The organism is Paenibacillus sp. J22FR21, assembly GCF_056269135.1.
In genome coordinates, this window is record NZ_JBWDNJ010000003.1 from 218,949 (window position 1) to 244,204 (window position 25,256).

20 protein-coding genes are annotated in these 25,256 nt (G+C 49.6%); 13 read left to right on the plus strand and 7 right to left on the minus strand.

What is annotated here, in order from left to right; translation table 11 throughout:
* Window positions 1–16: 16 nt before the first annotated feature.
* Both AC0YNS_RS11720 and AC0YNS_RS11725 read right to left on the minus strand, forming a co-directional pair.
* Window positions 17–817, minus strand: coding sequence for a Cof-type HAD-IIB family hydrolase (locus tag AC0YNS_RS11720; protein ID WP_475781173.1), 801 nt, complete (start codon window positions 815–817; stop codon window positions 17–19).
* An 83-nt stretch (window positions 818–900) separates the two neighbouring features.
* Window positions 901–1,749, minus strand: a complete 849-nt coding sequence (locus AC0YNS_RS11725) for a helix-turn-helix transcriptional regulator (protein ID WP_475781174.1) — start codon at window positions 1,747–1,749, stop codon at window positions 901–903.
* A gap of 115 nt (window positions 1,750–1,864) precedes the next feature.
* Between AC0YNS_RS11725 and AC0YNS_RS11730 the strand changes: the two genes are divergently transcribed.
* From AC0YNS_RS11730 to AC0YNS_RS11740, 3 genes are all read left to right on the plus strand, one after another.
* Complete coding sequence (locus tag AC0YNS_RS11730; protein ID WP_475781175.1) at window positions 1,865–2,812, plus strand: aldo/keto reductase; 948 nt, start codon at window positions 1,865–1,867, stop codon at window positions 2,810–2,812.
* A gap of 182 nt (window positions 2,813–2,994) precedes the next feature.
* Window positions 2,995–4,416, plus strand: coding sequence for a S41 family peptidase (locus AC0YNS_RS11735; RefSeq protein WP_475781176.1), 1,422 nt, complete (start codon window positions 2,995–2,997; stop codon window positions 4,414–4,416).
* 131 nt (window positions 4,417–4,547) lie between these two features.
* On the plus strand, window positions 4,548–6,047 hold the full coding sequence (locus tag AC0YNS_RS11740; protein WP_475781177.1) for an IMP dehydrogenase: 1,500 nt from the start codon (window positions 4,548–4,550) through the stop codon (window positions 6,045–6,047).
* 72 nt (window positions 6,048–6,119) lie between these two features.
* On the opposite strand, the gene AC0YNS_RS11745 is transcribed toward AC0YNS_RS11740, so the two are convergent.
* Window positions 6,120–6,473, minus strand: a complete 354-nt coding sequence (locus AC0YNS_RS11745) for an antibiotic biosynthesis monooxygenase family protein (protein ID WP_475781178.1) — start codon at window positions 6,471–6,473, stop codon at window positions 6,120–6,122.
* A gap of 33 nt (window positions 6,474–6,506) precedes the next feature.
* Window positions 6,507–7,115: a DUF2087 domain-containing protein gene (locus AC0YNS_RS11750; RefSeq protein WP_475781867.1), complete on the minus strand. Its 609-nt coding sequence runs from the start codon at window positions 7,113–7,115 to the stop codon at window positions 6,507–6,509.
* Between the two features lie 881 nt (window positions 7,116–7,996).
* Here AC0YNS_RS11750 and AC0YNS_RS11755 point away from each other — a divergent pair.
* A complete protein-coding gene (locus AC0YNS_RS11755) occupies window positions 7,997–8,668 on the plus strand; it encodes an MBL fold metallo-hydrolase (protein WP_475781868.1) in 672 nt (223 codons plus the stop codon).
* On the opposite strand, the gene AC0YNS_RS11760 is transcribed toward AC0YNS_RS11755, so the two are convergent.
* The 3 genes from AC0YNS_RS11760 to AC0YNS_RS11770 all read right to left on the minus strand — a co-directional run bounded on the left by AC0YNS_RS11760 (window position 8,665) and on the right by AC0YNS_RS11770 (window position 12,134).
* On the minus strand, window positions 8,665–9,630 hold the full coding sequence (locus tag AC0YNS_RS11760) for a helix-turn-helix transcriptional regulator (protein WP_475781179.1): 966 nt from the start codon (window positions 9,628–9,630) through the stop codon (window positions 8,665–8,667). The genes AC0YNS_RS11755 and AC0YNS_RS11760 overlap by 4 nt on opposite strands.
* Window positions 9,631–9,646: 16 nt before the next feature.
* On the minus strand, window positions 9,647–10,756 hold the full coding sequence (locus AC0YNS_RS11765) for an RluA family pseudouridine synthase (RefSeq protein WP_475781180.1): 1,110 nt from the start codon (window positions 10,754–10,756) through the stop codon (window positions 9,647–9,649).
* Between the two features lie 544 nt (window positions 10,757–11,300).
* Window positions 11,301–12,134, minus strand: a complete 834-nt coding sequence (locus AC0YNS_RS11770) for a phytanoyl-CoA dioxygenase family protein (protein WP_090977490.1) — start codon at window positions 12,132–12,134, stop codon at window positions 11,301–11,303.
* A gap of 183 nt (window positions 12,135–12,317) precedes the next feature.
* Here AC0YNS_RS11770 and AC0YNS_RS11775 point away from each other — a divergent pair, with 183 nt between their 5' ends.
* The 9 genes from AC0YNS_RS11775 to AC0YNS_RS11815 all read left to right on the plus strand — a co-directional run bounded on the left by AC0YNS_RS11775 (window position 12,318) and on the right by AC0YNS_RS11815 (window position 25,220).
* Window positions 12,318–13,199, plus strand: a complete 882-nt coding sequence (locus AC0YNS_RS11775; RefSeq protein WP_475781181.1) for a helix-turn-helix domain-containing protein — start codon at window positions 12,318–12,320, stop codon at window positions 13,197–13,199.
* Between the two features lie 124 nt (window positions 13,200–13,323).
* Window positions 13,324–14,910 (plus strand): stalk domain-containing protein, encoded by a 1,587-nt coding sequence (locus AC0YNS_RS11780; RefSeq protein WP_475781182.1) that lies wholly within the window; start codon window positions 13,324–13,326, stop codon window positions 14,908–14,910.
* Between the two features lie 150 nt (window positions 14,911–15,060).
* Window positions 15,061–16,866 (plus strand): B12-binding domain-containing radical SAM protein, encoded by a 1,806-nt coding sequence (locus AC0YNS_RS11785; protein ID WP_475781183.1) that lies wholly within the window; start codon window positions 15,061–15,063, stop codon window positions 16,864–16,866.
* 68 nt (window positions 16,867–16,934) lie between these two features.
* Window positions 16,935–17,927: an L-glyceraldehyde 3-phosphate reductase gene (gene mgrA, locus AC0YNS_RS11790; protein WP_475781184.1), complete on the plus strand. Its 993-nt coding sequence runs from the start codon at window positions 16,935–16,937 to the stop codon at window positions 17,925–17,927.
* A 115-nt stretch (window positions 17,928–18,042) separates the two neighbouring features.
* Window positions 18,043–19,230 carry a MalY/PatB family protein gene (locus AC0YNS_RS11795; RefSeq protein ID WP_475781185.1) on the plus strand — a complete coding sequence of 396 codons (1,188 nt, stop codon included), beginning with the start codon at window positions 18,043–18,045 and terminating at the stop codon, window positions 19,228–19,230.
* A 120-nt stretch (window positions 19,231–19,350) separates the two neighbouring features.
* Entirely contained in the window at window positions 19,351–20,136 is a 786-nt protein-coding gene (locus AC0YNS_RS11800) for a class I SAM-dependent methyltransferase (RefSeq protein ID WP_475781186.1), read from the plus strand.
* A gap of 77 nt (window positions 20,137–20,213) precedes the next feature.
* Window positions 20,214–21,611, plus strand: coding sequence for a response regulator transcription factor (locus AC0YNS_RS11805; protein ID WP_475781187.1), 1,398 nt, complete (start codon window positions 20,214–20,216; stop codon window positions 21,609–21,611).
* The gene (locus tag AC0YNS_RS11810; protein ID WP_475781188.1) at window positions 21,608–23,338 is read left to right on the plus strand and encodes a cache domain-containing sensor histidine kinase; all 1,731 of its coding nucleotides are present in this window, start codon (window positions 21,608–21,610) and stop codon (window positions 23,336–23,338) included. The genes AC0YNS_RS11805 and AC0YNS_RS11810 overlap by 4 nt, the downstream gene beginning before the upstream one ends.
* Window positions 23,339–23,522: 184 nt before the next feature.
* The gene (locus tag AC0YNS_RS11815) at window positions 23,523–25,220 is read left to right on the plus strand and encodes an extracellular solute-binding protein (protein WP_475781189.1); all 1,698 of its coding nucleotides are present in this window, start codon (window positions 23,523–23,525) and stop codon (window positions 25,218–25,220) included.
* Window positions 25,221–25,256: the final 36 nt, after the last annotated feature.

Sequence of the window (25,256 nt, forward strand, 5' to 3'; positions counted from 1 at the left end):
GCTCTTCGTTTATCGTTTAAACGGTTTGAAGAATGAATTTCTCGATGACATGGCGTACGCCTTCATCATTGTTGGTTTTCGTTACATATTGCGCGATATCCTTCAGCTTCTGCACGGCATTGCCCATCGCTACGCCAAGTCCGGCCGTTTCGATCATCTCGTGGTCATTCCAAGAGTCGCCGATTGCGATGACTTCATCCAGCGAGCAGCCGATATGCTGCGCCATAAACGCGATCGCATGCCCTTTGGTACCTTCCTTGTGTGTAACTTCCAGGAAGTGCGGCTTGGATTTCGTAATATGTGCTTGATTGCCGATTAACGGAGCGAGATCCGCGGCAACTTCATCGAGGCGGGCAGGATCGTCGATCATCAACATCTTGGCCGTAGGGCGTTTGATCAGCGATTTCAAATCCGGCTCTACGACGAATGGAATGTTCGCCAGCTTCGAGTAGTCGCGCGCTTTCTGATTATCCTCTTTGACATAAATAACATCATCCGTATAGAGCTGCAGATGGATACCATGGTCCTCGCAATACTGCATCAGCAGATCGGCAGCATCCTGGGGCACGTAGCGCTCATAGAGAACTTGTTCGTCCAGTAATGTTTTGACGCTGGAGCCCTGGTACGTGATGATTGGGACATTCAGCTCAATTTGATGAGCGATTTTCTTCGCGGATGGGAACATGCGGCCCGTCGCCAACGTGACGAAAAGGCCTTGCTCCATCGCTGCTGTCAGTGCTTCCTTCGTTCCCGGTGTAACCGTATATTCATCGGTTAAGAGCGTGTCATCAATATCAATAGCGATTAATTTATACATGATTTCTCTCTGCTCCTTCTCTCTCCTGCGTACGCATTTTCATTGATTGTAGCGGAAATCAGAGGCAGGAACAACCCTAACCCTTATGTCGACATTGTAAATTGCTGACGATAGGAAGTCGGCGTCATGTTCTCACTTTCTTGAAAGCGCTTGTTAAAATAACTCGGGTGAACGTAACCCGACAACCTCGCAACCTCATTCACACTGAGGTCCTGTTGTTCGACGAGCAGCTGCTTAGCCCGCTGGATGCGGCACATCGTCACGAATTCGAGCGGCGTTTGACCGGCGGCGCGGCGAAACCACCTGCAGAAAGCAAAACGATTCGTTCCTGCGCGTGCCGCCCAATCATCCAGGTCGAATGGCTCGGCTGCAGCAGCCTGCAGCTCAGGCAGAAGCTTCAGCATCCGTTCTATGGCGGATGCACCGGCACTTGGTGCCGTAATAGGCTCGGCCTGCTCGGTGAATTCGGCAATAATGCCGTACATGAGCATGGAAATGCGGCTGGGATGGAGCATTTTGTGTTGATTGATTTCGCCAAGCAGTTCATCGATTAAGCTCTCGAGCACTAATGGAGAGCGTACTCGCCATCCGATTGAACGGTGGAAGCCCCTTTCGGTCAGATCAGCGAGGATACCGCTGCCGTAGAAATGAATCCACTTGAAATCCCATGGATGATCATCATCGGCGAAATACGCCTGTTTATCGCCCGGGAAATATAGAAAGGCATCACCTGCGCTCAGCTCATGGCGCTGCCCGCAATGCTCGACATAACCATGGCCAGAGGTAACCAGATGCAGGTTGAATTCCTGCAGCATACCTGCCGATCGGCGCACATCATGCCCTTTATTATGCTCGTAATATCCGGCTGACTCCGGGAAGCAATAGAACCTATTCCTTCGCAGCAGCGGCAGCGTCAAATGTTGCTTAGCCATCGGTACACTCCTTACATGAGCAATATCGTTGTAGTCTATGCAATATATTTCGATTTTTGAAAGTGAAATCCTTTACTATAATGATCAATATAACGATATGAAGGAGCGCAGATCGATGACGACTATGAAAAGAATCGCAATTGCAGGCATTGAGCAGGGCGTTACGCAGCTCATTCAAGGCTCTATGATGCTTGACATTAATCGAATGGATTATTCCGGTGAACTGCTTGATGCTTATGTAGCTGCCGGAGGCAACGCTATTGATACCGGACATATTTACGGCGCGAGCTCGGCACAGGCGATTGGACAATGGATGGCAGATCGCGGGAACCGCAGCGAGATCGTCATCGTCGGGAAAGGCGCTCATCCGTATGAGCAATCCCGTATGACCAAAACCTGTATTCAAAGTGATTTGGTGGAGTCGCTTGAGCGGCTGCAAACCGATTACATGGATATGTACATGCTTCATCGCGATGATCCGAACGTGAACGTCGGTTACATTCTGGAAGGCCTTAACGATCAGCTGGCTGCCGGTCGCTGCCGTGCAATCGGCGCATCCAACTGGAGTGTAGCTCGCATTCAAGAAGCCAATGCCTATGCTGCCAAACACGGGATGACAGGCTTCGCTTGCAGCAGTCCGAACTTGGCGCTGGCACGACCCAATGAAGCACGCTGGGCGGGCTGTGTGACGACAACGGCGGAGGACGAAGCTTGGCATGAGCAATCGCAGCTGCCGATCTTATCTTGGTCTTCGCAATCCGGCGGGTTCTTCACGGACCGCTATTCCGAAGATAATCGCGAGGACGCCGAGATGGTTCGCGTCAATTACAGCGCCGATAACTGGGAGCGTAAGCGCAGAGCGACGCTGCTGGCGGAGAAATACGGCGTAACCGCTAACCACATCGCACTGGCTTATGTACTGAATCAGCCATTCCCGGTTGCAGCTATCATCGGACCGCATAAACCAAGCGAACTGCATGACAGCCTTAAGGCATTGCCGGTTACGCTGACCGATGCCGAGCGCGATTGGCTGAACCTGCTTACAGAGAAAGCGGCGCTGTAGCATGCCAACATAACTGAAATTCAAAGGCGTTCCCTTGCACGAACAGACTGCTGCAGCCATGCAGCAATGAGGTCTGTTTCATGTGCCCGGGAACGTCTTTTTGCTTTGCCTGGGAGGAACTTGCGACAGGCGCTCGAATGCGATAGAGTGAGTTACAGGTTCATTTTGGAAGAGGTGTCAGGGTGAGTATTTATGGTGAGAAAGCGGTAAAACAGCGGCGGCGCGTTTCCATGGCTGTACTGCTGACAGTGGCGGTCGTGGTTGGATTTGCAGGGGGAAGGTTCAGTATGCTGCTTCAGTACCCCATAATGAAAGAGCCCGCATTCCGCAATTTATCTTACGCGTATAAAGAAATCATGAATCGTTATTTGGAAGGCGCGGATTCGAAGGCTCTTGTCGACGGCGCTGCGGAAGGCATGGTCGGATCGCTCGGCGATCCTTATTCGGTCTACTTAACGGGAGATCGAGGGGAGCAATACATAAGCTCGTATGAGGACCATTTTGTCGGGATCGGCGTAGAAATTCGTGAGGAAGACGGCCGGTTTATTATCGATAAATTGATTAAGAGCGCCCCGGCGGAGAAGTCGGGCTTGAAGGCAGGCGATGTGTTTGTCTCGATAGACGGAACATCGGCTAAGGGACTCGACTTAACGAAGCTGAAGGAGCTTGTGCAAGGCAAAGAAGGTACGACGGCGAAGCTGACGGTTCAGCGTGAGGGCTCGAGTACACCGCTCTCCATCTCCGTTGTGCGTGGTGCCGTTCCGGTGCTCACGGTTACTTCGAAGATGTTGTCAGACGGAATCGGCGAGATTACCATCAGCCGATTCGCGGAGAAGACGGCAGATGAATTTAACGCTGCGATTGAAGCGCTGCAGAAGAAAGGAATGAAGTCGCTTCTGCTCGATTTGCGCGGCAACCCGGGCGGCTTGCTGGAGCCGACTATTACGATTGCTAATCGGTTTGTTCCAAAGGGGAAAACAATCGTACAGGTCGTGTATAAGGGCGAGACACGCGTCATTACTCATCAGTCCAAACAGAAAGAACCATGGAAGCTGCCGATTGCAATTCTGGTAGATGCTCATACGGCAAGCTCTGCCGAGGTGCTGACTGCAGCGCTTAAAGCAACTGCCGATGCCAAAGTCGTGGGGCAGAAAACCTTCGGCAAAGGGATCGTGCAGAACTTCCGTCAATTGAAGGATGGTTCTGTGCTTAAGCTGACGGAGGCGCAATGGCGTTCGCCGGATGGACAATGGATTCATAAGAAGGGCATTGAGCCTGATTATGTGGTGGCAGCACCGGATTATGCACAATTACCACGTCTTGCAGCCGGCTTGAAGCTGGGGATTGGCGATTATGGCGACAAGGTACAGACGGTGCAGAGCATGCTGCAAGTACTCGGTTATGCAGTAGGTGCTGGTAAAGGGATTTACGATGAGGATACAGCTTCAGCGGTTCGCAGCTTCCAAGCGAATGAAGAACTGCCGCAAACCGGTGCGATGAATGATAAGACCGCCTACCGTATGATGGTGAAGGTGACGAGTAAATTCGAGGTCGAAGATCCCCAACGAAACAAAGCGGTTTCTTTGCTTGAAGCAGCTAAGTAGCAACCTTTTTGGCGAAATCGTCGTTAAAATACCGGAGTAAAGTCGAACGACAACTTCCATTGCGCGATTGGGATCGCTGTGATATGCTTGTAAGAATTTATCCGGAATTGGATTGCAGGAGGCGACATCTTTTGGCTCATTATTACATGGAACCATCCCGCACCTTTAGCGAATTTTTGCTGGTGCCAAATTTGACCACGAAGGATTGCAATCCTTCAAACGTAAGTCTCAAAACACCGATCGTGAAGTTCAAGAAAGGCGAGAAACCGGCTTATTCCTTGAATATTCCGTTCTCATCCGCTGTTATGCAGGCTGTCTCCGACGATCGAATGGCCGTTGCTCTTGCACGAAGCGGGGGAATCTCGTTTATCTTCGGCTCCCAGTCTGTGGAAAGCCAAGCGGAGATGGTGCGTAAAGCGAAGAGCTACAAGGCGGGCTTCGTTGTCAGCCGTTCGAACCTGACGCCAGAGCACACGCTGAAGGATGTACTGGAGCTCAAAGAGCGTACCGGCCATTCCACCGTTGCGATTACAAGTGACGGTTCACCGAAAGGCAGGCTGGTTGGCATCGTAACCGGCCGTGATTATCGGATCAGCCGAGACCCGCAGTCCAAGACGGTTAGCGAGTTCATGACACCGTTCTCGAAGCTGATTTACGGCAAGTCCGGGATTACGCTTTCGGAAGCGAATGATCTCATTTGGGATCACAAGCTGAACTGTCTGCCTGTTGTAGACGAGCAGGGCAATTTGGATTATTTGGTTTTCCGTAAGGATTATGACGAGCATAAAGAAAACCCATCCGAGCTGCTGGATGCGAATAAGAGTTATATCGTAGGCGCGGGCATCAATACGAAAGACTATACGGAACGTGTACCTGCACTTGTCGCAGCTGGCGTGGATGTGCTTGTTATCGATTCCTCAGACGGCTATTCGGAATGGCAGAAGGAAACGATTGCTTTCGTGAAATCAAACTCCGATGTCAAGATCGGCGCAGGTAACGTAGTTGACCGTGAAGGTTTCCTATACCTGGTAGAAGCAGGCGCAGACTTTATTAAAGTCGGTATCGGCGGCGGTTCCATCTGCATTACGCGTGAACAGAAGGGGATTGGTCGCGGACAAGCGTCGGCGATGATTGAGGTTGCTGCAGCGCGCGACGAGTATTTCCAGCAAACCGGCATCTATGTGCCGATCTGTTCGGACGGCGGTATCGTGCATGACTATCACATTACGCTGGCGCTCGCGATGGGTGCGGACTTCGTTATGATGGGCCGATATTTTGCCCGTTTCGACGAGAGCCCGACTCGTAAGCTGAAGGTCGGCAACAACTTTGTAAAAGAGTTCTGGGGCGAAGGCTCCAACCGTGCACGCAACTGGGAGCGTTACGACACCGGCGGCAAAGCGGGCCTGATGTTCGAGGAAGGCGTAGACTCTTACGTTCCTTACGCGGGAAGCTTGCACGAGAACTTGAGCAAGACGATTCACAAAATCAAATCGACCATGTGCAACTGCGGATCGCTTACCATCGCAGAGCTGCAGCAGAATGCACGGATTACGCTGGTTTCAGCGACGAGCATTATTGAGGGCGGCGCGCATGACGTTATTTTGAAAGAGAACAGCATTGCCGGAGAATAAATAGAATAGGGCTGCTCGGATGGAATCTGCAACGATTCGCCGGGCGGCCCTTTTCTTTGTAACAGTTATATACTAGAAAAAATAATTACGCTCCACACGGCTGATCCGCACGCTGTAGGAGGCGTACCAGTCTGTTCTGCCTTTATCCTGCGCGGTTAGATGGAGGGGATTGGCTTTCCAATTCTTGATGGCATCAAGGGATTCCCAATAGGAAACGGTGATGCCGAGCCCATCGCTGTCGCGTGCGCTTTCTACACCAAGGAAACCCGGTTGTACAGAAGCAAGGTTACTCATCTGCTCGGCCATATCGCCATAGCCATTGTCGCCGGATGTCCGGAGCGAGGTGAAGATGACGGCGTAATAAGGAGGCTTCGGTGTCTTGGCGATGCCGGAAGGCTCATGAGGGTCGTTCGAATGGCTGCTCATCGGTATTAGTACCTCCCAAATGGACTAGATGGATTAGGATAACGTTTCCCAGCGTTCCCACATTTCTTGCGGGTTCCGTTCATACACTTCCTGCTCGCGGTACAAGTAAGCATGCATGATAAACTCGCGGCGAATGGTGGCGAAGTCGGGATGGAACTGTTTGATAAACTCGTTTAGCTCCTTCTCGGAGTAGCTTCTGCCTTCCTCCAGCTGGCGTGCCCAATGCTCCAACACAATCCGTTTCTTCTTCAGCTGAGCGGGGATATGCTTAAGCTTACCATCTGCAGTGATGAAATTGCGCAGAACGGATTGTTTCAATCGTTCGTTCTTCTCATCCATAGGTTCGATCTCCTTCGTTTCCTTTATTGCAGGCTGCGCAAGGATAGCTTGCAGCGAGCCTTCGTATTGCCTCAGAAAATAATGATCCAGCGAGAAGAAAATCGCATTCTTGTCGCGGCGCTCGTGAATGAGGCTGACTGCCCGCAGTTTGGCGGCATGATGCGTTATTGTAGCGGGGGATAGGCAAAGCTTCTCCGCAAGCAGTTGTCCGGTCATTTCACCTTCCGCCAGCAAAATAAGCATACGGATGCGAGTAGGATCAGCGAGTGCCTTATGATAGTTAACGATCTTGTCAAGCTGCATCATGGCTGTGGCCTGCCTTTCGATATATGTTAGATGTTCATCTAATTAGAAGATAATCTAATTAGATGAACATGTCAATCCGCAATATGTAAAATAGGCAACGAATGGATTCGCGGTTTCGCTAAGAACGCAATATAATAGGGATTTCGCTTGTCTATGACAACCGAAATCCCTATCGATACGAACCATTCCTATTCAATTTGGATACTGCAACTCCATTCCATTTTCCAAACAACAACCGTTGCTAATCAAATTTCACGCTGATCTTGCTCTTACTGTTGATGGATCCTCATTCTTGAATTTGTAATTGTTGTAAACTTCTTAAACCTTGCTTGTAAACCTTGCTTGTAAACCTTGCTTGTAAACCTACCTTAAGACCATAAAACTTAACCTGACCATTGATTCTATTGTCCGTCTTTGCTCACCGTTTCCCGCATGTCCCGAAAACAACTATACCGGATAACTCCTTTCCCGAATCATTGAGGGACATACTTCGCTAACCTACTTCAATGGACTATCCCCTCTCAGAGAAAGTGGAGATCTTCTCGATCAACCTGCTTTCATCTCTACCCGAACCTCTCGGCTTGGGGGCGAGCTGCTTGTTTGATCTGACCTTAGTGTACAGGCAATTCGCCTATTATGTAAATATTCAGAAAAATCAAAATAATGCCAATATGACAAGAAATCCGCCTATTATCTCTGCTTCTCTCGGGATTCTTTACAATTACTCCATATATCGAAAAATGTCGTTTTTTGAAAAAGGGAGAAATGATGTTGACAGAAAGGGAGTCGGGGCATATATTATAACCAATGGTTAGTAACCGTTGGTTATGAAGTATCACAGCTACGAATAATCATGGGAAAAGGAGTGGAGAGTGAGTATGAAATCCGAGCAAATTTCTGAGCATGTATGGACTTTACGGACATGGATGATTATCCCCTTCCGGGTATGGGTGGTACGCGAGGAGGATGGCGTTACGCTGGTGGATGCGGGAATTCCGCTCATGACGAAGGGTATCATTTCTTTTATAGATCAATTGCAGGCTGGGCCGCTGAAGCGTATTGTGCTTACTCATGGGCATTCGGATCATGTCGGTGCGATTACGGGATTATTGGCTCGATACCCGGATGCCGAAGTCTATGCGCATGAGATTGAATTTCCGTATATGGAGGGGAGCAAACCTTATCCGGGGCGCAAGAAAGCGGGGCAGTCGGTCAAAACAGGACTGGCAAAGCCGCTGGAGCAGGTTAATGGGGAGCTTGCCAATATCGGCAGCTTGAGCGTTTATCATACGCCGGGTCATGCACCTGGGCATGTCGTATACTTCCATGAGCAAGATGGCATGCTGCTGGCGGGAGATTTATTTACTTCGAAGAAAGGCCGTTTGCGCAAACCGATGGCGATGTTTACGGCGGACATGGCAGAAGCGATTCGCAGCAGCGAGATCGTACGGAAGCTGAAGCCGAAACGATTGGAAATTTGTCATGGGGGACCGGTCATGCAGCCCGCTGCACAGCTCGATGAGTATCAAGCTGCAAGCAGGGCGCTTTAACGGGAATGGTGCTGAAGAAGCTGACCGGCTATTACGACTAATCTGTCCTGCAGCTGCAACGGCTCCAACACTTGAATGCGAGTTCCGAAGCTGAGCAGGTGATAGGGGACGAAGGTTTGGAGCAAATGCTCCTCCATCATAAAGTGGGCGGTATCGGTATAACGGTTGACGAGCGCATCACTGAACAACCAAATTTCACTTAGTGCATTCAGTGCTTGCAGGTTGCCTTGAATGACGACAGAGGTGAGCTGAACGTCACCTTCGGGTTGTCGTTTTAAATTCTGAATTAGAAAAGAACGTGCCGAGAAGGCTTCCGGTCGCTCGAATACGTGGTCCGTTCCGTTCAGCGCCGTAATACGGTCCACACGGAAGCTCCGCGTGGATTGCCGGAGATGGCAGTAGGCGATGATGTACCATTTGCCTCTCCAGTGCACGAGTCCGTATGGGTCGATCGAGCGCTCCTGTTCATCCAGACCGTAGCCTTTCTGATAGACCATATGCTGCGTCGTGCAGCTTGCGACGGACTGCTCCAGCTGTTGAAGGAAACCCTCGATATGTGATTGTGGAGCGGATGGATTTACAACCTCGAATCCGACCATATGCCGTTCAATCTCGCTGCGCTGCGCCTCATTGGTGTAGCGTTTTAATTTTGTAACGGCTTGTTTCAGCACGTCTCCGTAGGGATATCCCGCTTCCTGTGCGAAGAGTGCGGCATGGATGAGCGCCTTTTGCTCCTCCAGATCGAAGAAGAGCGGCGATTCCTTGAAGTGCTCGAGCAGGCTGTACCCGCCATTATGGCCGGAGTCGGCTACAATCGGGACGCCGCTCGCACAGAGCGCATCGATGTACCGGTATACGGTTCGGATGTGCATTTCTAGGGAGTCAGCCAGCTGCTTGGCGGTCATTCGTTTGTTTGCTTTGAGCAGCCACAGAATGGCCAGCATGTTGTCTGCTTTGGACAAGGTGGCTGCCTCCTTATTATTTGGGAGTAAAGCCATCCTTGAACGGATTCAAGAATAGCTTCGGAATATCGGTTTCGAAGCGAACCAGCTTGCCTGTCGACGGATGCAAGAAAGCTAAGAGCCGCGCATGGAGACCAAGGCGAGGAATAGCTCTGGATTTGGAGCCGTACTTCTTATCACCTACAATCGGATGCCCGATGTCTTCCATGTGGACGCGGATTTGATTTTTGCGGCCTGTTTCTAGCGATACCTCGAGCAGGGAGTAATTCCGATTGCTCTGCAGCACTTTGTAATGCGTTACGGCATGCTGGGCGTCGGTTGGATTGGAGGTGGAGTACATTTTGAGCGTCTTGCTTTCTTTGAGATACGACGAAATGGTGCCTTCCTGCTTCTTGACCATTCCTTCGACAAGCGCGATGTACGTACGTTCCTTCACCGTGTCCTGCCATGTATGCTGAAGCTCCTGCTGCACGCGTTCACTCTTCGCGAACATCATGACGCCGGAAGTATCGCGATCCAGGCGATGGACAACGAAGATCCGATTGCTGGGATCCGTCAAGCGAACATGTGCGGTTAGCTGGCGATAGGCGGTCAGCTCCGACTCTTGATCGGAAGCGATGGACAGCAGTCCCGCTTCCTTCACAACGACGATGAGATCATCATCCTCAAAAAGAATCGACAGCCCAATCAGCGGAGGCGCCTCAACGATGCGTTCTTTGGACACGGTCACGGTTTGTCCGGGCTTCAACGCATAGTTGAACACTTTCTGCGTCTTGCCGTTCACTGCGATTTGTCCGCGGCTCAGCATCGCCTTAATGGCGTTGCGGCCTTCGCCTTTGACGGTTTGGAGCAGGAACGAGAGCAGCTCGGCGTTCTCTTGCACGGGGTAGCTGCGGCTCGGTGCCGGCGCAGCTTGGCGCGGTGCTGCCGCTGCTTTGGCGGCGCCGCGCGGAGCGGACGCACCGCGAGAGCCGGCGGCGCTGGCGAAGCCGGGCTTGCCGCGTGAAGCGGACGCACCGCGGGAATCGCGCGAAGCTCCCGATTCGGATCTACCGAATGCTGTTGACTGCCTGTTCCCGGCATTCGATTTTTGCTTAGGTGATCTTGGTTGTTGCTTGTTATCCATCTATAAACGCTCCTAGTACGAATTGTATATTCATTTTACTATACCGAAAGAAACGCGGTCATACAAATAAGTCATTGTCGTCGGTGAGAAGGCTACTTGTGTTGTGGGTGTTTAAGATGCTCGAAATGTTACTGGTATAAGTTGGTTTTATATGTTGAAGTTTGCTTTCGGATGCATGAAGCGAATATTCCGCTTCATGCATCAAAACGAGGTCGAAGAAGAGCGCATAAGAGGATATACCGCTAAAGAATGGGTACAATCGCTAAAACTACGGTAAATTCGTCCATATTTGAGGTTGTAACTATTAAGAGGATATCCCTCTAATAACATCAAAACGAAGTCGAAGAGGAGCGCATAAGAGGATATACCGCTAAAAAGTGGTACAATCGTCGAAAATTGAGCTCTCACCAACCCAATCAACTCAAACTAAGCCCATAACAACCGTTCCGGAAGCTGAGAGTACATAAACCGAACTCTCACGAGCCCCATCCCTTCGCCGCCCAAACAAAAAACCGAGACGCAAGCGCGCCTCGGCTCCAATCTCTTACACCTGTACCCCTTGCCTCCGGTATACCTCCGGAAAATGCTCCCCGACCAGCAGCTCGCCCGGCTGGACGTTCACATAGGAGAGCATGACATGCTCGCCTACCGGCTCGTAGCGGGTATGGCCCGGCATATAATGAACCGCGATGGCGCGGCGTTTCATGTCGGAGCGATTATGCGGGCTGCCGTGCCAGGTCAGGCAGTGGTGGTAGCCCACTTGGCCTTTCTTGATTTCGAACGGCACCGCTTCGACGACGGCGTTGTTTGGCAGCATCTCCGGACGCTTGTGGAACGGCTTGAATTCCTTCGTGCTGGAGAGGTAGCGCTGATGATTGCCCCACTTGTGACTGCCCGGCACCATCCACATGCAGCCGTTCTCGATGACGGCATCATCAAGCGCGACCCAAGCACTCACAAGATCAGCAGGCTGGATGATCGGCCACAGCGGATGATCCTGATGCCAAGCAGTCGGTCCGCCGGTAACCGGAGGCTTATATTGAATTTGATCATGCCAGATCCGCAGCGAGTTGGTGTGCGACAGCTGTGCAACCTCCTCGCAGATGACCGGATGAGCGGCATGCTGCAAGAACCGATCACTCGCGAGCCAAATATTCACGATTTGAACGACTTTCTCGCTCGCAATCATTTTCATATTGTCGTAGGGGGAGTCCGATGAGAGCATATTGTGGTTCAGCACCGGCTTCGTCACGCTTTCACCATTCATGACTTTATCCAATTCTTCACGCAGCGCCTCAACCTCCGAATCGCTGAGCACGACGTCGCCTTTCAGAAACCCGTTGTTTTCAAATTCCTCAATTTGTGCTTGACTTAACATAGAATAATTCCTCCCTGACCCCTAGTTAGTTTGCTTTGCCTGAACTGCTATGTGCTAAGCATATAGCAGATTGAAAGCGGTGTATTTACACATACACAACAGGGCTTTGCACTTTTCTAATATTGTTTCTAATATTGTTTCAACTGTTGTTTCAACTATTGTGATGAAGGAGTTGAGCCCCACTTGTCGCTGCCACATCCCGAATATGTCATCGGAGCGATCGAAGAGCTGCTGCCTACCGTTAATTTCGCAAGCCATGCCCAAGCAGAGTCGCAAATGGTATTCGGACCCCGAATCATCCCGGATTACCAGCTATTCTACATCCTCTCAGGAGAAGCCGAAGTGTGTATCGGATCAGAACGCTGCATCCTGGGACCGGGAGACAGCGCGCTCTATGGCCCTCATTGTCCACATAAGTTGACCATTACCAGCGAGGTCGTCTTTATCGGCATCCATTTTACTTATCGCGGATCAACACTGGAGCCCGTGCATCCCGCTTTTACAATTGAGAGCTGCAGTGAGGAGACACTTCTAGCGAGCAGAAGAAGCAGCTATAAGCTCGACATTGCAGGCCAAGAGGGGCTGGAGCTGCCGCCTTTCTTCACCATTCCGGGTCTTGAACCGATACTGATGCGGATTGTAAAAGAATACTTAAACGAGCAGCCCGGCTACACGATCGTGATGCGCGCTCTAATGACAGAGCTGCTGGCCACAATTGTGCGGAACCAACTGACGAAACGTCCGAAGTCGCAGGAGCAGCGCAAGATCGATCCGGCTCTGCATGCCATGAATAAGGAACCGGAGAAGAACTGGAGCGTTGCCGAGCTCGCTGCGCTGTGCGGTTACCATGTGATCTACTTCTCTTCATTATTTCGTAAATGCACCGGAGAGAGTCCGAAGCAGTATCTCATCTCCGAGCGAATTCGCAAGGCCAAGTACTACTTGCTAAGCGGGGACAAAATGGAGGTTATTGCGGAGCGGCTCGGCTATGCGAGCGTTCATTATTTTTCGCGGAATTTCAAAGAAGAGACGGGGCTCACGCCAACGGAATTTAAACAGCAGTAGCACAAGTTTTTCAAGTTGTCCCATGGTTTTCTAGCATCTAGCAATATGCATTTGATAGACAAAATAGAGGGTGGATGATACGATGGTTTGATGTAAGATTTAGGGATTATTGGAGGAAACACGCGTGAGTCTGACTATGAAATTGAAGCAAAAATGGCTCTTATCCGTCTTATCCGCAGGACTTGTATTAGCACCGCTTTCCATGAACGTGAAACTGAATTCAGCTGAAGCCGCAACAGCAGGAACAGTAACAGCTCCGATAGCCTATGCCTCCGCAACCGCTGCTAAATCGAATAACCAAACAACTTCTGTCTTCGTAGACGGGAAGAAGCTATCGACCAACCCCTCGCCGCTAACATTGAAAGGTACGACTTTTGTTCCTATGCGAGTGATCTTTACAGCGTTAAGAGCAAATATTACCTGGGAACCTACGACCAAGACCATTATTGCTGTTAAGGGACGTACAACGATCTCCTTGCAGCTTGGCAATAAGAAAGCGGTCAAGAATGGCAAGACGATTCTGCTTACGCAAGCCCCGCAGCAGCTGAATGGCGCTACTATGGTGCCGCTTCGTTTCATTGCAGAGGCGCTTGGAGCCGATGTGCAGTTCGATCAAGCGAAACATGTGATTCGCATCACGTCAGCTGAGGTTATCGAACAGAAGCAGCAGCATGCCATGGATCTGGCTGAGCAAGAGAAACACCCTGTGCTCATGATGACCAAACAAATCGTCGCGAAGAACGATAATAAGGTCGTCATGATCATGACGGACACTGCGCAAGGCAGTGGAGTTGTCATTGGCAAAGATGAAATATTGACCAATTATCATGTCATTGCGGATGCGACCAAAGGAAGCGCGCTGCTTCTGGATGGGACAGAACTGGAAATCCAAGGCGTTGTCGGGTATAACGAGAATTACGATCTGGCTATCGTGAAGACGAAAACCGCGCTGAAGGTTGACCCTGTTGATATCGGAGTCGGCGCATCCAAAGGCGATCATGTCGTTGCGATCGGCAGTCCGCTTGGTTTGCAGAATACGATCTCTGACGGCGTAATCAGCAACATTACCTTTGATGGCGCACAATATTATCAAATCAGCGTGCCAATTGATCATGGCAGTTCCGGCGGCGGTTTGTTCAATGATTACGGCGAGCTGATCGGGATTACGGCTGCGGGTATTGATACTACGCAGGCTGATTTGAATTTCGCGGTATCTTCTATGAATATCTTAATGCTGAAATACGATTTGGAAGAAACGCCACCGAAGAAGATCGAATTTCTGCCTCCTACTCTTCCGGCGACACTGGTAGGGGAATCAACCGATACGATTAAGCAGCTGATCAAGGATGAGTTTGCGGAGCTGCAAACAACAGGCGGCACAACCGAGCTGGGTCAAGTGGACGTGAAACGGGATGCGCAAGGCTGGCTCGTCGTAAGTGCCGTGATCGATCCGGCTATCTATATGCAGTATGGTCATGCGTCCAGTGAAGATTTGCGCACATGGGCACTGAATACCGGCTATGAGCTGCGTCGCATGCTCCCGGAAGATACGATCCAACTGCTTGTGTATTATGATCAAGAGTTTAGTTTCGAGCCGCGCGGCTTCGCGCAGGATGAAGTAACCGCGCTTGGCAACGGCAAATGGCGCGTGAAATTCCCTGTTATTTCGTATCAAGGCAAAGACAAAGTATTCGTCAGCGTCCGCGCATAGCGGATGGAGCAGTCCGGTTGAGCCAGGCAGGATGCGTTAGCAGCCGCCGAGCCCAAGGGGCTGCTCTTCTTTTTTAAGTTGATTTTCGTTACAATGGGATAGTTAGGCTAGTCCAGATTCATATTCAAGCCAATGAAGGAATGACGTTCAATGAAAGTAGTGCTCTCCACCTTAAACGCTAAATATATACACACCTCGCTCGCGCTGCGCTGTTTGAAGGCCTATGCGGAGAAGGATTTTGATATCGATATCGCGGAGTTTACGATTAAGGACCCTGCGATGAATATCGTCGCTGACTTGTTTGCCCGCAACCCCGATGTTGTGGGTTTCTCCTGCTATATTTGGAACATAGAAGAGACGATTACAGTGATCGACATGCTGCGCAAAATCAAACCTGAAATCCGCATCGTCCTCGGCGGTCCGGAAGTGAGCTACGACACCGCATTCTGGTTGGAGCGTCTGCCTCAGGTCGACTATATCGTCGTTGGGGAAGGCGAAGAGACTTTCCATCACTTGCTCACGGAGCTTGCGGATACGCGCAAATTCCATCTGGTGTTTGGCCTTGCCTATCGCAAGGAGCACCAAGACGGCCGACTGGAAATTATCGTGAACCCGCCTCGTCCGAAGCTTGATCTGGCAACGCTGCCTTCGCCGCATCGTTTCGAGGAAGATGTGCCGCGCCTTGCAAGTCGTGTTGTCTACTTCGAGACCAGCCGAGGCTGTCCGTTCAGCTGCCAATTCTGCTTGTCGAGCATCGAGGTCGGCGTTCGTTACTTCGATATGGAGCGAACCAAATCGGATCTGCTCTACCTCATTAATGCCGGTGCGAAGCTGATCAAATTCGTCGATCGCACCTTTAATATCAAGCGCGATTACGCGCTGGAAATTTTCCGTTTTCTCATCGAGAATCATGGCGGCTGTGTATTCCAGTTTGAAATCACGGCGGATATTATGCGTCCGGAAGTGCTGGATTACTTAGCGGAGCACGCGCCGCCGGGTATCTTCCGCTTCGAGATCGGCGTTCAATCGACCAACGATCTGACCAACGAAGCCGTGCAGCGCCGCCAGAACTTCATGAAGCTGACGCGAACGGTCATGAAGGTCAAGGAAAGCGGCAAAATCGATCAGCATCTCGATTTGATTGCCGGCCTGCCGCACGAGAACTACGATTCGTTCCGCAAGACGTTCAACGACGTGTTTGAGCTGCGTCCGGAGGAGCTGCAGCTGGGCTTCCTCAAGATGCTGCGCGGTACAGGCATGCGCCTTGACGCGGAGAAACACGGTTATATCTATATGGACCGTGCGCCATACGAGATTCTCGGCAATGACATTATGCCGTTCTCGGACATCGTTCGGATCAAACGAGTTGAAGACGTGCTCGAGAAGTATTGGAATGCGCATCGGATGGATCATACGCTCCTTTATCTAGTGGAGCGGGCATTCCCGTCCGCCTTCGACTTCTTCCAGCAGTTCGGCGATTATTGGGAAGGCCGCGGCTGGCAGAAGATCGGTCACCAGCTGGAGGATCTATTCTCACGGCTGTGGGCTTTTCTCACGGAAGCCCACAAGAAGGATGAATCTGCAACTTGGCAGCTTGATGTCGCGCTTGGCCTAATGAAGCTGGATTACTTCTTGAATCACAACTATAAGCCGCGCAAGGTGTGGTGGGATTTCAGCATGGAGAAGTCGGAGTGGAGCGGCTGGATGCAGCGTCTTGCTGAGCGCCCGGACGATGTATCGGAAGCTTTTGCAGCGCTGGGGCTTGGCGAGAGAGAGCTTCAGAAACATGCTGTCATTGAGAGACTGCCATTCCAATTGAAGCGGTATTTGGAGGAAGGCGTCGTTTCGACGGAAGAAGAAACGCTGCTGGTTGTCATCTACAGCGGAGGCGGCAAGGGAGATTCCAAGTCACCTGAATTCTTTACTCTATCGCTGGTTCCTTCCAGCTTAACTTGAGCCGGGTTGGCATATGGTGTAAACTCTAAGAGGTTTTATATAATCCGGACTACTAAGGAGCAGTGAACATGGTATATGCAGCTAATCAAGAGCGTTATGCGACGATGAAGTATAACCGTTGTGGACGTACAGGCCTTAAACTGCCTGCGATCTCGTTAGGGCTTTGGCATAATTTCGGCGGCGTGGACAAGTATGAGAACGGCCGCGCGATGCTTCACCGTGCTTTCGATTTGGGCATTACGCATTTTGACTTGGCGAACAACTACGGTCCTCCGGCAGGTTCTGCAGAAGAAATGTTCGGCCAAATGATGATCTCGGACTTTAAACCGTACCGTGACGAAATGATCATCTCCTCCAAAGCCGGTTACTATATGTGGCCTGGTCCATACGGCGAATGGGGCTCCCGCAAGTATCTGATGGCAAGCTTGGAGCAAAGCTTGAAACGGATGAACCTGGAGTATGTTGATATTTTCTATTCGCACCGTCCGGATCCGGAAACACCCCTTGAAGAAACAATGGGCGCGCTGGATCACATGGTTCGCTCCGGCAAAGCGCTTTATGTCGGGATCTCCAGCTACAGTGCAGAGCAAACGGCGCAAGCCATCGCAATCATGAAGCAGCTCGGCACGCCGCTTGTTATTCACCAGCCAAGCTATAACATGTTTGACCGCTGGGTGGAGAACGGTTTGCAGGATGTGCTGGAAGAGAACGGCGTTGGCAGCATCGCGTTCTGTCCACTGGCACAAGGGTTGCTGACGAACAAATATTTGAACGGTATCCCAAGCGATTCGCGCGCGGCAAGCGCAACAGGCTTCCTGAGTGAAAGCGCAGTGTCACCGGAGCGTATAGCACAGCTGCAGAAGCTCAATGCCATTGCAGCAGAGCGCGGACAGTCGCTGGCTCAGATGTCTCTGGCATGGGTGCTTCGCGGCGGTCGCGTCACTTCGGCTCTGATCGGCGCAAGCCGCGTCAGCCAAATCGAAGACAACGTGGCAGCGCTGAACAATCTCTCGTTTACGAGCGAAGAGCTGGCAAGCATCGAAGATATTCTGCGTCGTTAATCAAACTTATAAGAAACCTAGGAGGCATGCCTCCTAGGTTTTTCTTTTTGACAGGTTCAAAGGAGTGCCAATATAATGATTAATAATTCTGAGTACTCTACTAGAGGTGGGTAAAATGAAATATAATTTCGATCAGGTTATTGATCGCCGGAACAGTGGGAGCTTAAAGTGGGACGAGCTCGAGAACTTCTTTGGCATGAAGGACATTATACCGATGTGGGTTGCGGATATGGATTTTGCATCGCCGCCTGAAGTTGTTCATGCGTTATCGAAACGGGCTGAGCATGGCGTATTCGGTTATCCCTTCAGACCGGAGTCTTATTTGGATGCGATCGTGGAGTGGCTCACGCAAAGACATCGCTGGACGATTGATAAGCAGTGGTTATCGCACAGCCCCGGCGTCGTTCCCTCCTTATCGGTCATCGTAAACACGTTTACGAATCCGGGCGATAAAGTTGTGGTGCAATCGCCGGTTTACCATAATTTCTTCCGGCTCATAGAGGCGCAAGGCCGCAAGATTGTCGATAATCCGCTCATGCTGAATAACGGGCGCTATACAATGAATTTTGATGATCTGGAAGCACAGCTTGATCCAAGCGTAAAGATGATTATTCTATGCAGCCCGCATAACCCGGTAGGCCGAGTATGGAGCCCGGAAGAGCTCACTCGTCTGGGGCAGATCTGCATCAAGCACAACATCCTCGTAGTTGCGGACGAAATTCATTGTGATCTTGTCTACAATAACCATACCCATCTCCCATTTGCATCCCTATCGGCTGCATTTGCCGACCAATCCATCACATGTATTGCACCAAGCAAAACCTTCAATCTATTAGGTCTACATACATCGAGCGTTATTATTCCGAACCCTGAAATACGAGATAGATTCAACAGAGCCATGGAAGGACTGTCCATGAACGCCCCTAACACGTTTGGGGTTATCGCATTAGAAAGCGCTTACCGATATGGCGGAGAATGGCTGGATCAGTTGCTCATTTATTTGCAAGAGAACGTGCAGTTGGTGAAGCGCTTTATGGAAGGGAGGATCCCACAGATCAAAGTAATTGAACCGGAGGCTACTTATTTGGTTTGGCTGGACTGCCGTGAATGGGGTCTGACACGAGAGGAATTGGATCGACTCTTTATTCAACATGCGAGGGTAGCCGTCAATCAAGGCTATTCGTTCGGAGCAAACGGAGAAGGCTTCATGCGTATGAATGTGGCATGTCCGCGCTCCGTTCTGATACAGGCGCTGAATCAAATCGAAGATGCCGTGAACTCGCTGAAGGAGATAGCTTTTTGATTACAGATAGCTTTTGATCTATATCATATAACGTTTTATGTAGTATACATGATTGCACTTTATCACTATAATTAGGTCCAACTCTTTGAAAATGACGAATACCAATAGGTGGTGTGAACAATGGATGATTCTGTTTTAGAATTTTATGATGACCTGGCTGAAACGTATCACCTCATTTTCGTGGATTGGCATCAGGCTATTGCTAGACAAGGTGAGATTTTAAGCAAAATCATTCATTCAAAGACGGCAGATCGGGACCAAGCGGGATCCTCGCTTTTAGACTGCTCCTGCGGGATCGGCACACAAGCCATTGGGCTTGCTAATCACGGATTTCAAGTATCGGGTACTGATTTAAGTTCAGTTTCAATTGAAAGAGCAGCCAAAGAAGCAGCAGCTTTCGGGGTTGAAATAAAGTTTGGAGTCGCTGATTTTCGTTCGTTGGCACAAGAGGTTTCAGGCACGTTTGATGTCGTTCTTTCCGCAGATAACGCAGTCCCGCACCTGCTGACGGATGAAGATTTATTTCTCGCTCTAAGCAATATGTACGCGAAAGTTAACAATGACGGCGTTCTTCTGATCACAATCAGGGATTACGATGAGCTGGCACGAGAAAAGCCAAGAGCCACAGAACCGCGCATTTTCGACCAGGGCAAGCGTATTGTATTTCAGGTTTGGGATTGGGCAGATGATGGGACAACCTATCAGACGAACCAGTTTATTCTGCAAGAAATAAACGGGAATTGGACAACAAAGCATAATAAAACAACGTACAGAGCTTTATTGCGCGAAGAATTAACTACGATGTTGATGAAAGCGGGATTCTCGGAAATCGAGTGGTTGTTGCCATCCGATTCAGGGTATTATCAGCCAATAGTAACTGCACGAAAAATAGAGCGAAGTCTATAGTGTACTGAGGGAGTTACGGAAGCCGCCTATTTATAAGGCGGCTTTTCTATAGATTCCAGCAAAAGGGGGGAGTATTAATGATTAAAGCACTCGTCGTAGACGATGAGAAACTGGCCAGAAAAGGCTTTATTTCGATCGTACCTTGGGAGCAATTTGAGATCGAAATCATTGGTGAAGCGGTCAATGGAAAAATAGCGCTCGAGTTTATGCATCAGCATCAGGTTGACCTTATTTTTATTGATTTGACTATGCCGGTAATGAACGGCATTGAGCTTATGAAAGCCATTCGGGAGCAATTTCACCAGACCAGAATGGTTGTGCTTACTTGCCATCAGGACTTTGACTACATTCAGGAGGCACTTCGCTTAGGCGCATTGGATTATATCGTAAAGACGCAGCTCGACACAGAGAAGATCGAAGAAATCATCGGCCGGATCGTGGACCGTATTGAACACGAGAGCACAGGCTCGTATCGCAAGGAGAAACCGGCAGTCCAACATTTCGGGCTGTTAGTTGACGTGACTGCTGCCGGCACGCCGCATCAACGTGCATTCCCAGGCGAGATTAACAGATCCGAGCATGTCCTTGATCTAAGCAGCGGCATGTGGCTGTTCCGCAAGGAGCATCAAGAAATCGACAGCGTCACCCGGCAATTTATAATCGGTCAAGAGAACTGGCTATGGGTGGATATTGAAGGCGCAAGTCAAGAATCGGTGAATGCGATCAGCAAAGCAGTCCAGTTTGAAACACCCAAGCAAATCTATTATGACTTTCAGCCTGGTCAGAAATTCGGTTTCATTTCCTTAAACTTGTCAACCTCGGACGAGACGAAACTTTCGAATGACGGGGACAAGCTGTATTGCAATTGGAGAGAGATGAACTGGATTTATGAGGACGAAGCCTTCCATGCGCTTCTCGGAGAAATCACCGATTTAAGACCCAATCGCGATACGATCATGAAGCTGATCGATGAGCATCTTGCCCTTTGGTTTTCGGTATTGAGCGAGGATGGATTTGGAGACCTGTTGGCAGATAAAGATAGGCTTTACTTCTGGCATCAAACCTCAGCGTGGCTCACAGCTTTACGAGAAGCTTTGCGCAATAGAACGGGAGCGTTTCCTTACTCTACCGACATCATCATCCTTGTCATGAAGGCAATCCGCCTTATCCATGAAAGCAGCGACTATGATTTTAATCGCGATGAATTGGCGGCAAAGTTCTTAATGAGCGGCAGCTATTTCAGCCGGTGCTTTAAAGATATCGTAGGGAAGCCTTATAGCGAGTACACCAAACATTTGCGTTTGGAGAAGTCAGTTGCCTTGATCGAGTCCACGCTGCTGCCAATCTACACCATTGCCGAAAAAACGGGCTTTCAAGATGAAAAGTATTTTAGCCGCGTCTTCTTCAAACAGTTCGGGAGAAATCCGCTGGATCATCGCAAACAGTTCGGGAAGAAAAGCGGGAGGATATTGTGAACGCACTTATACCCAAACTGCGAAGAGCACGATCGCTTAAGAATAAACTCATTCTCATTCTGCTGCTCAGCGCATTCATTCCATTAGCTCTGTTAGGATGGGTATCGTATCTGTCCATTGAGGAAATCACAAGCAAGAAAATTGAAAGCGGTTTATTCAATTCGCTCAACCAGGGCAGCTACAACTTGAACAGTACGCTGAATAATATGGATTACGCATCTCTTCAGCTCACCAATGAAGGCAACGTCGGTCAGAAATTGACGGATTATCTGACGACGGAGAGTATTTATCAGCAATTGGAGCTGAGTCAAGATATCCAGCAAAACTTGAACCTGGTTAACTTTACGAACCCCAATCTTGGCGTTATGTTTTATTATTTTCCGAAAAATAAAGAAGTGAAGTTTGAGAATTTGGTCGTAGATCGCAAATTCAGCTTCGATAAGCTGCCTCGTCTGGCAGCCGGGAAAGCCGTGACCTTCTACGGGCCGCATGAGACGCTGTATCGTTACGGAAAGAAGAAGATTGTATTTTCATTGGTACGGCCTGTGTATTTAACGGGGGAAGACCAAGTGTACCTGTACGTGGAAACGAATAATAAATTGTTCGAGCAAATCATGGACAAGCAGCAATATGGAATGAAGGCTTCGAATGTATTGATTAACGATCAAGGAAACATTGTTTACAGTGATTTTCCGGAGAGGTTCCCGCTTGGACAAGCATTTGCGAGATCTGGCACAGCCGGTACTTTTAAAGAAAAGCAAGGGGATTACTATATCTTCGGTCAGCATAATGAGCAAGGCTGGACGCTGATGGTCGTCATCGCGAAACAAGATTTTGAGCGAGAATTCCATAAATGGTTAGTCAAATATTTCTTGATCGGTTCCGGCAGCTTGTTCATCAGCTTGTTGTTTGCCTATGTGCTGTGGCGAACGGTTTATCTGCCGCTGAAGAAGGTCGGCCATGACATTCAACTGCTCGCAAGCAGCAAATTCGATTCTCCGGTTAGCTATACCAACATCAAAGAGTTTGATATTGTCATGCAAAAATCCTATCAGATGAGAACCCGGATTCAGGATCTGATCGGCGATATCGAGCTGAGAGAAACGAACAAGCGGCAATTAGAGGTGGAGAAGCTGCTGTATCAAATCAACCCGCACTTTATTCACAACACCTTAAATACGATCCAATGGCTTGCCCGGATGAAGGGCCAAACGGAGATCGACCAGTTTGTATCGGTCTTTACCCGCATTCTTCACTATAACCTTGGAAAAAAAGGAGAAATCGTTCCGCTCCGGGATGAATTGGCAGCCATACATGACTATATCGCGCTGCAGCGTGTCAGGTACGATTGCGAGTTCAAGGTCGTTGCCGACATTGATGAGGGGCTGCTCGATACGGACGTTCCCCGCTTCATTCTGCAGCCGATCGTTGAGAATGCGCTCTATCACGGCCTAAGCGACGAGGATGGACGAATAACGCTCGACATTCATAAAGTCAGCGATCATTACTTAATCATCGAAGTCATCGATAACGGCGAAGGGATGACAGCAGACGAGATAGCCAAAGTCATGCTGGAAGAGAAAAATCCGCTGCGGGACTCCGGTCTTGGCATTGGACTCGATTATGTAAAGAGAGTCATTCAGGCTCATTACGGCGATGACTGCCTATTCTCTATAGACAGCCGGATTGGGCAAGGAACGACGGTAACGTTGAAGATCCCTTTTTAGCGTATTGGGAGCAAGAAAGGTGCGAAAATGGTTACAACAGGTGAGAAAATGAGATTATCCATGTACAACCTCAGCGAATGAAGAACCAAATTCTAACCAGCAACAGCAGGCTTCTCTCACTTTATTTGCCCTGCCAAAGGTAAGATAAAGACGTAGTGATATAGATCATCAAGGGGGCTGAAAGATGAAGGGCAATAGCAAATGGGCAGCACTCAGTTTAGTATCGTTAATGCTTTTGGTAAGCGCTTGCGGGGGCAATAACGGGAACAACACAAGCAACTCAGCAGGCAGTGAGAATACCAACACAGCCAATTCCTCAACGAATACTGCAACGAATACGGCATCGGACGCTGCACAGCCAGACCCGTTCGGTAAATTCGATCAACCTATTTCTCTTTCAATTGCGAAATCGATTAACTCCAAAAATGTCACTTTCCAAAACGGTGATACGGTTGAGGATAACGAGTTCACTCGCTGGGTCAATAAGAAATTGAATGTGAAGGTGACGCATGCATGGCAGGTGGAAACGCCTGAAGCTTACGAGCAGAAGCTTGGTGTATCGATGGCGAGCCGAGATTTGCCGGATGCATTCCTCGTGAATGAGCAGCAGCTTAAGCAGCTCGTAGCTGCCGATCTGATCGAAGATTTGACGGATGCTTATAACAGCAACATTAGCCCGCTCATCAAAGGCTACTACGATTCCTATGGCGAACGAGTGCTTAAGAGAGCGACATTTGACGGTAAATTGATGGCGCTTCCAAATACGAATATCGGTCAGCAATACAATATTATGTGGGTGCGCCAGGACTGGCTGGACAAATATAACTTGCAAGCGCCTAAGACAGTTGACGAGCTGATGTCGGTAGCTAAAACATTTATCGATAATGATGCTGCCGGCAACGGCAAAACGCTTGGCATTAGCGGTGTTCCTTCGCTTGCCGGCTGGAATAACTTCTCCGGCTTCGACCCCATTATGAGCACATTCCACGCGTTTAAAGGCCAGTGGCTGAAGGACGCTTCTGACAACGTCGTGTACAGCTCGACATTGCCCGAAATGAAGACGGCACTCGGCAAATTGAGTGAAATGTATAAGCAAGGCTTAATCGACAAAGAGTTCGCGATCCGTAAAGATCCGGCTGAAGTTGTAGCGAACAACCAAGTCGGTATCGTCTTTGGTCCATGGTGGATTTCCTATTGGCCGCTGAACGACTCTGTTAAGAATGATCCGAAAGCGGAATGGAAGCCGTTTATCGCTCCACTTGACAGCGAAGGCAAGTTCAACACGGTTGACCAGGACCCAACAGGCCAATACCTTGTCGTACGAAAAGGTTATGAGCATCCGGATGCGGTTGTTCGCGTACTGAATGTGGAATATAACGGTATTCGCAAGATTGACCCGGAAGCGGCTGATCTGTATAAGGATCAACCTGCCGTTCAGCAGAAATGGGAGCTGTGGCCATTCTCGCTTCAAGTTGGCCCGGAAACTACGGTATATGATACGCATGCACAAGCTCAAGCCGCTGTAGACGCAAAAGATGATTCGTCATTGGATACGGAGCTTAAAGGCTGGTACAAGGATTACTTTACGAATCAAGCTAATCCGAAGAAGGATATAGCCGCTTGGGCTAACGCTACGGCAAGATTCGAAGGCGCAAAGCTTATGAATGCAGACAATGTTGTATTCTCGAATAACCTGTACTTCGGAAAAACAAAGTCGATGCAAACGAAGTGGTCCATTCTGGAGAAGCTTGAGAACGAAACCTTCCTGAAAATTATTATGGGCGAGCAGCCTCTAGACAGCTTCGATAAGTTTGTAGAGCAATGGAATACGCTTGGCGGTAAACGTATTAGCGAAGAAGTGAAAGAAGAGATAAGCAAATAGTAAGATGGGGGAGCGCCAATGCGATATGCTGGCGCT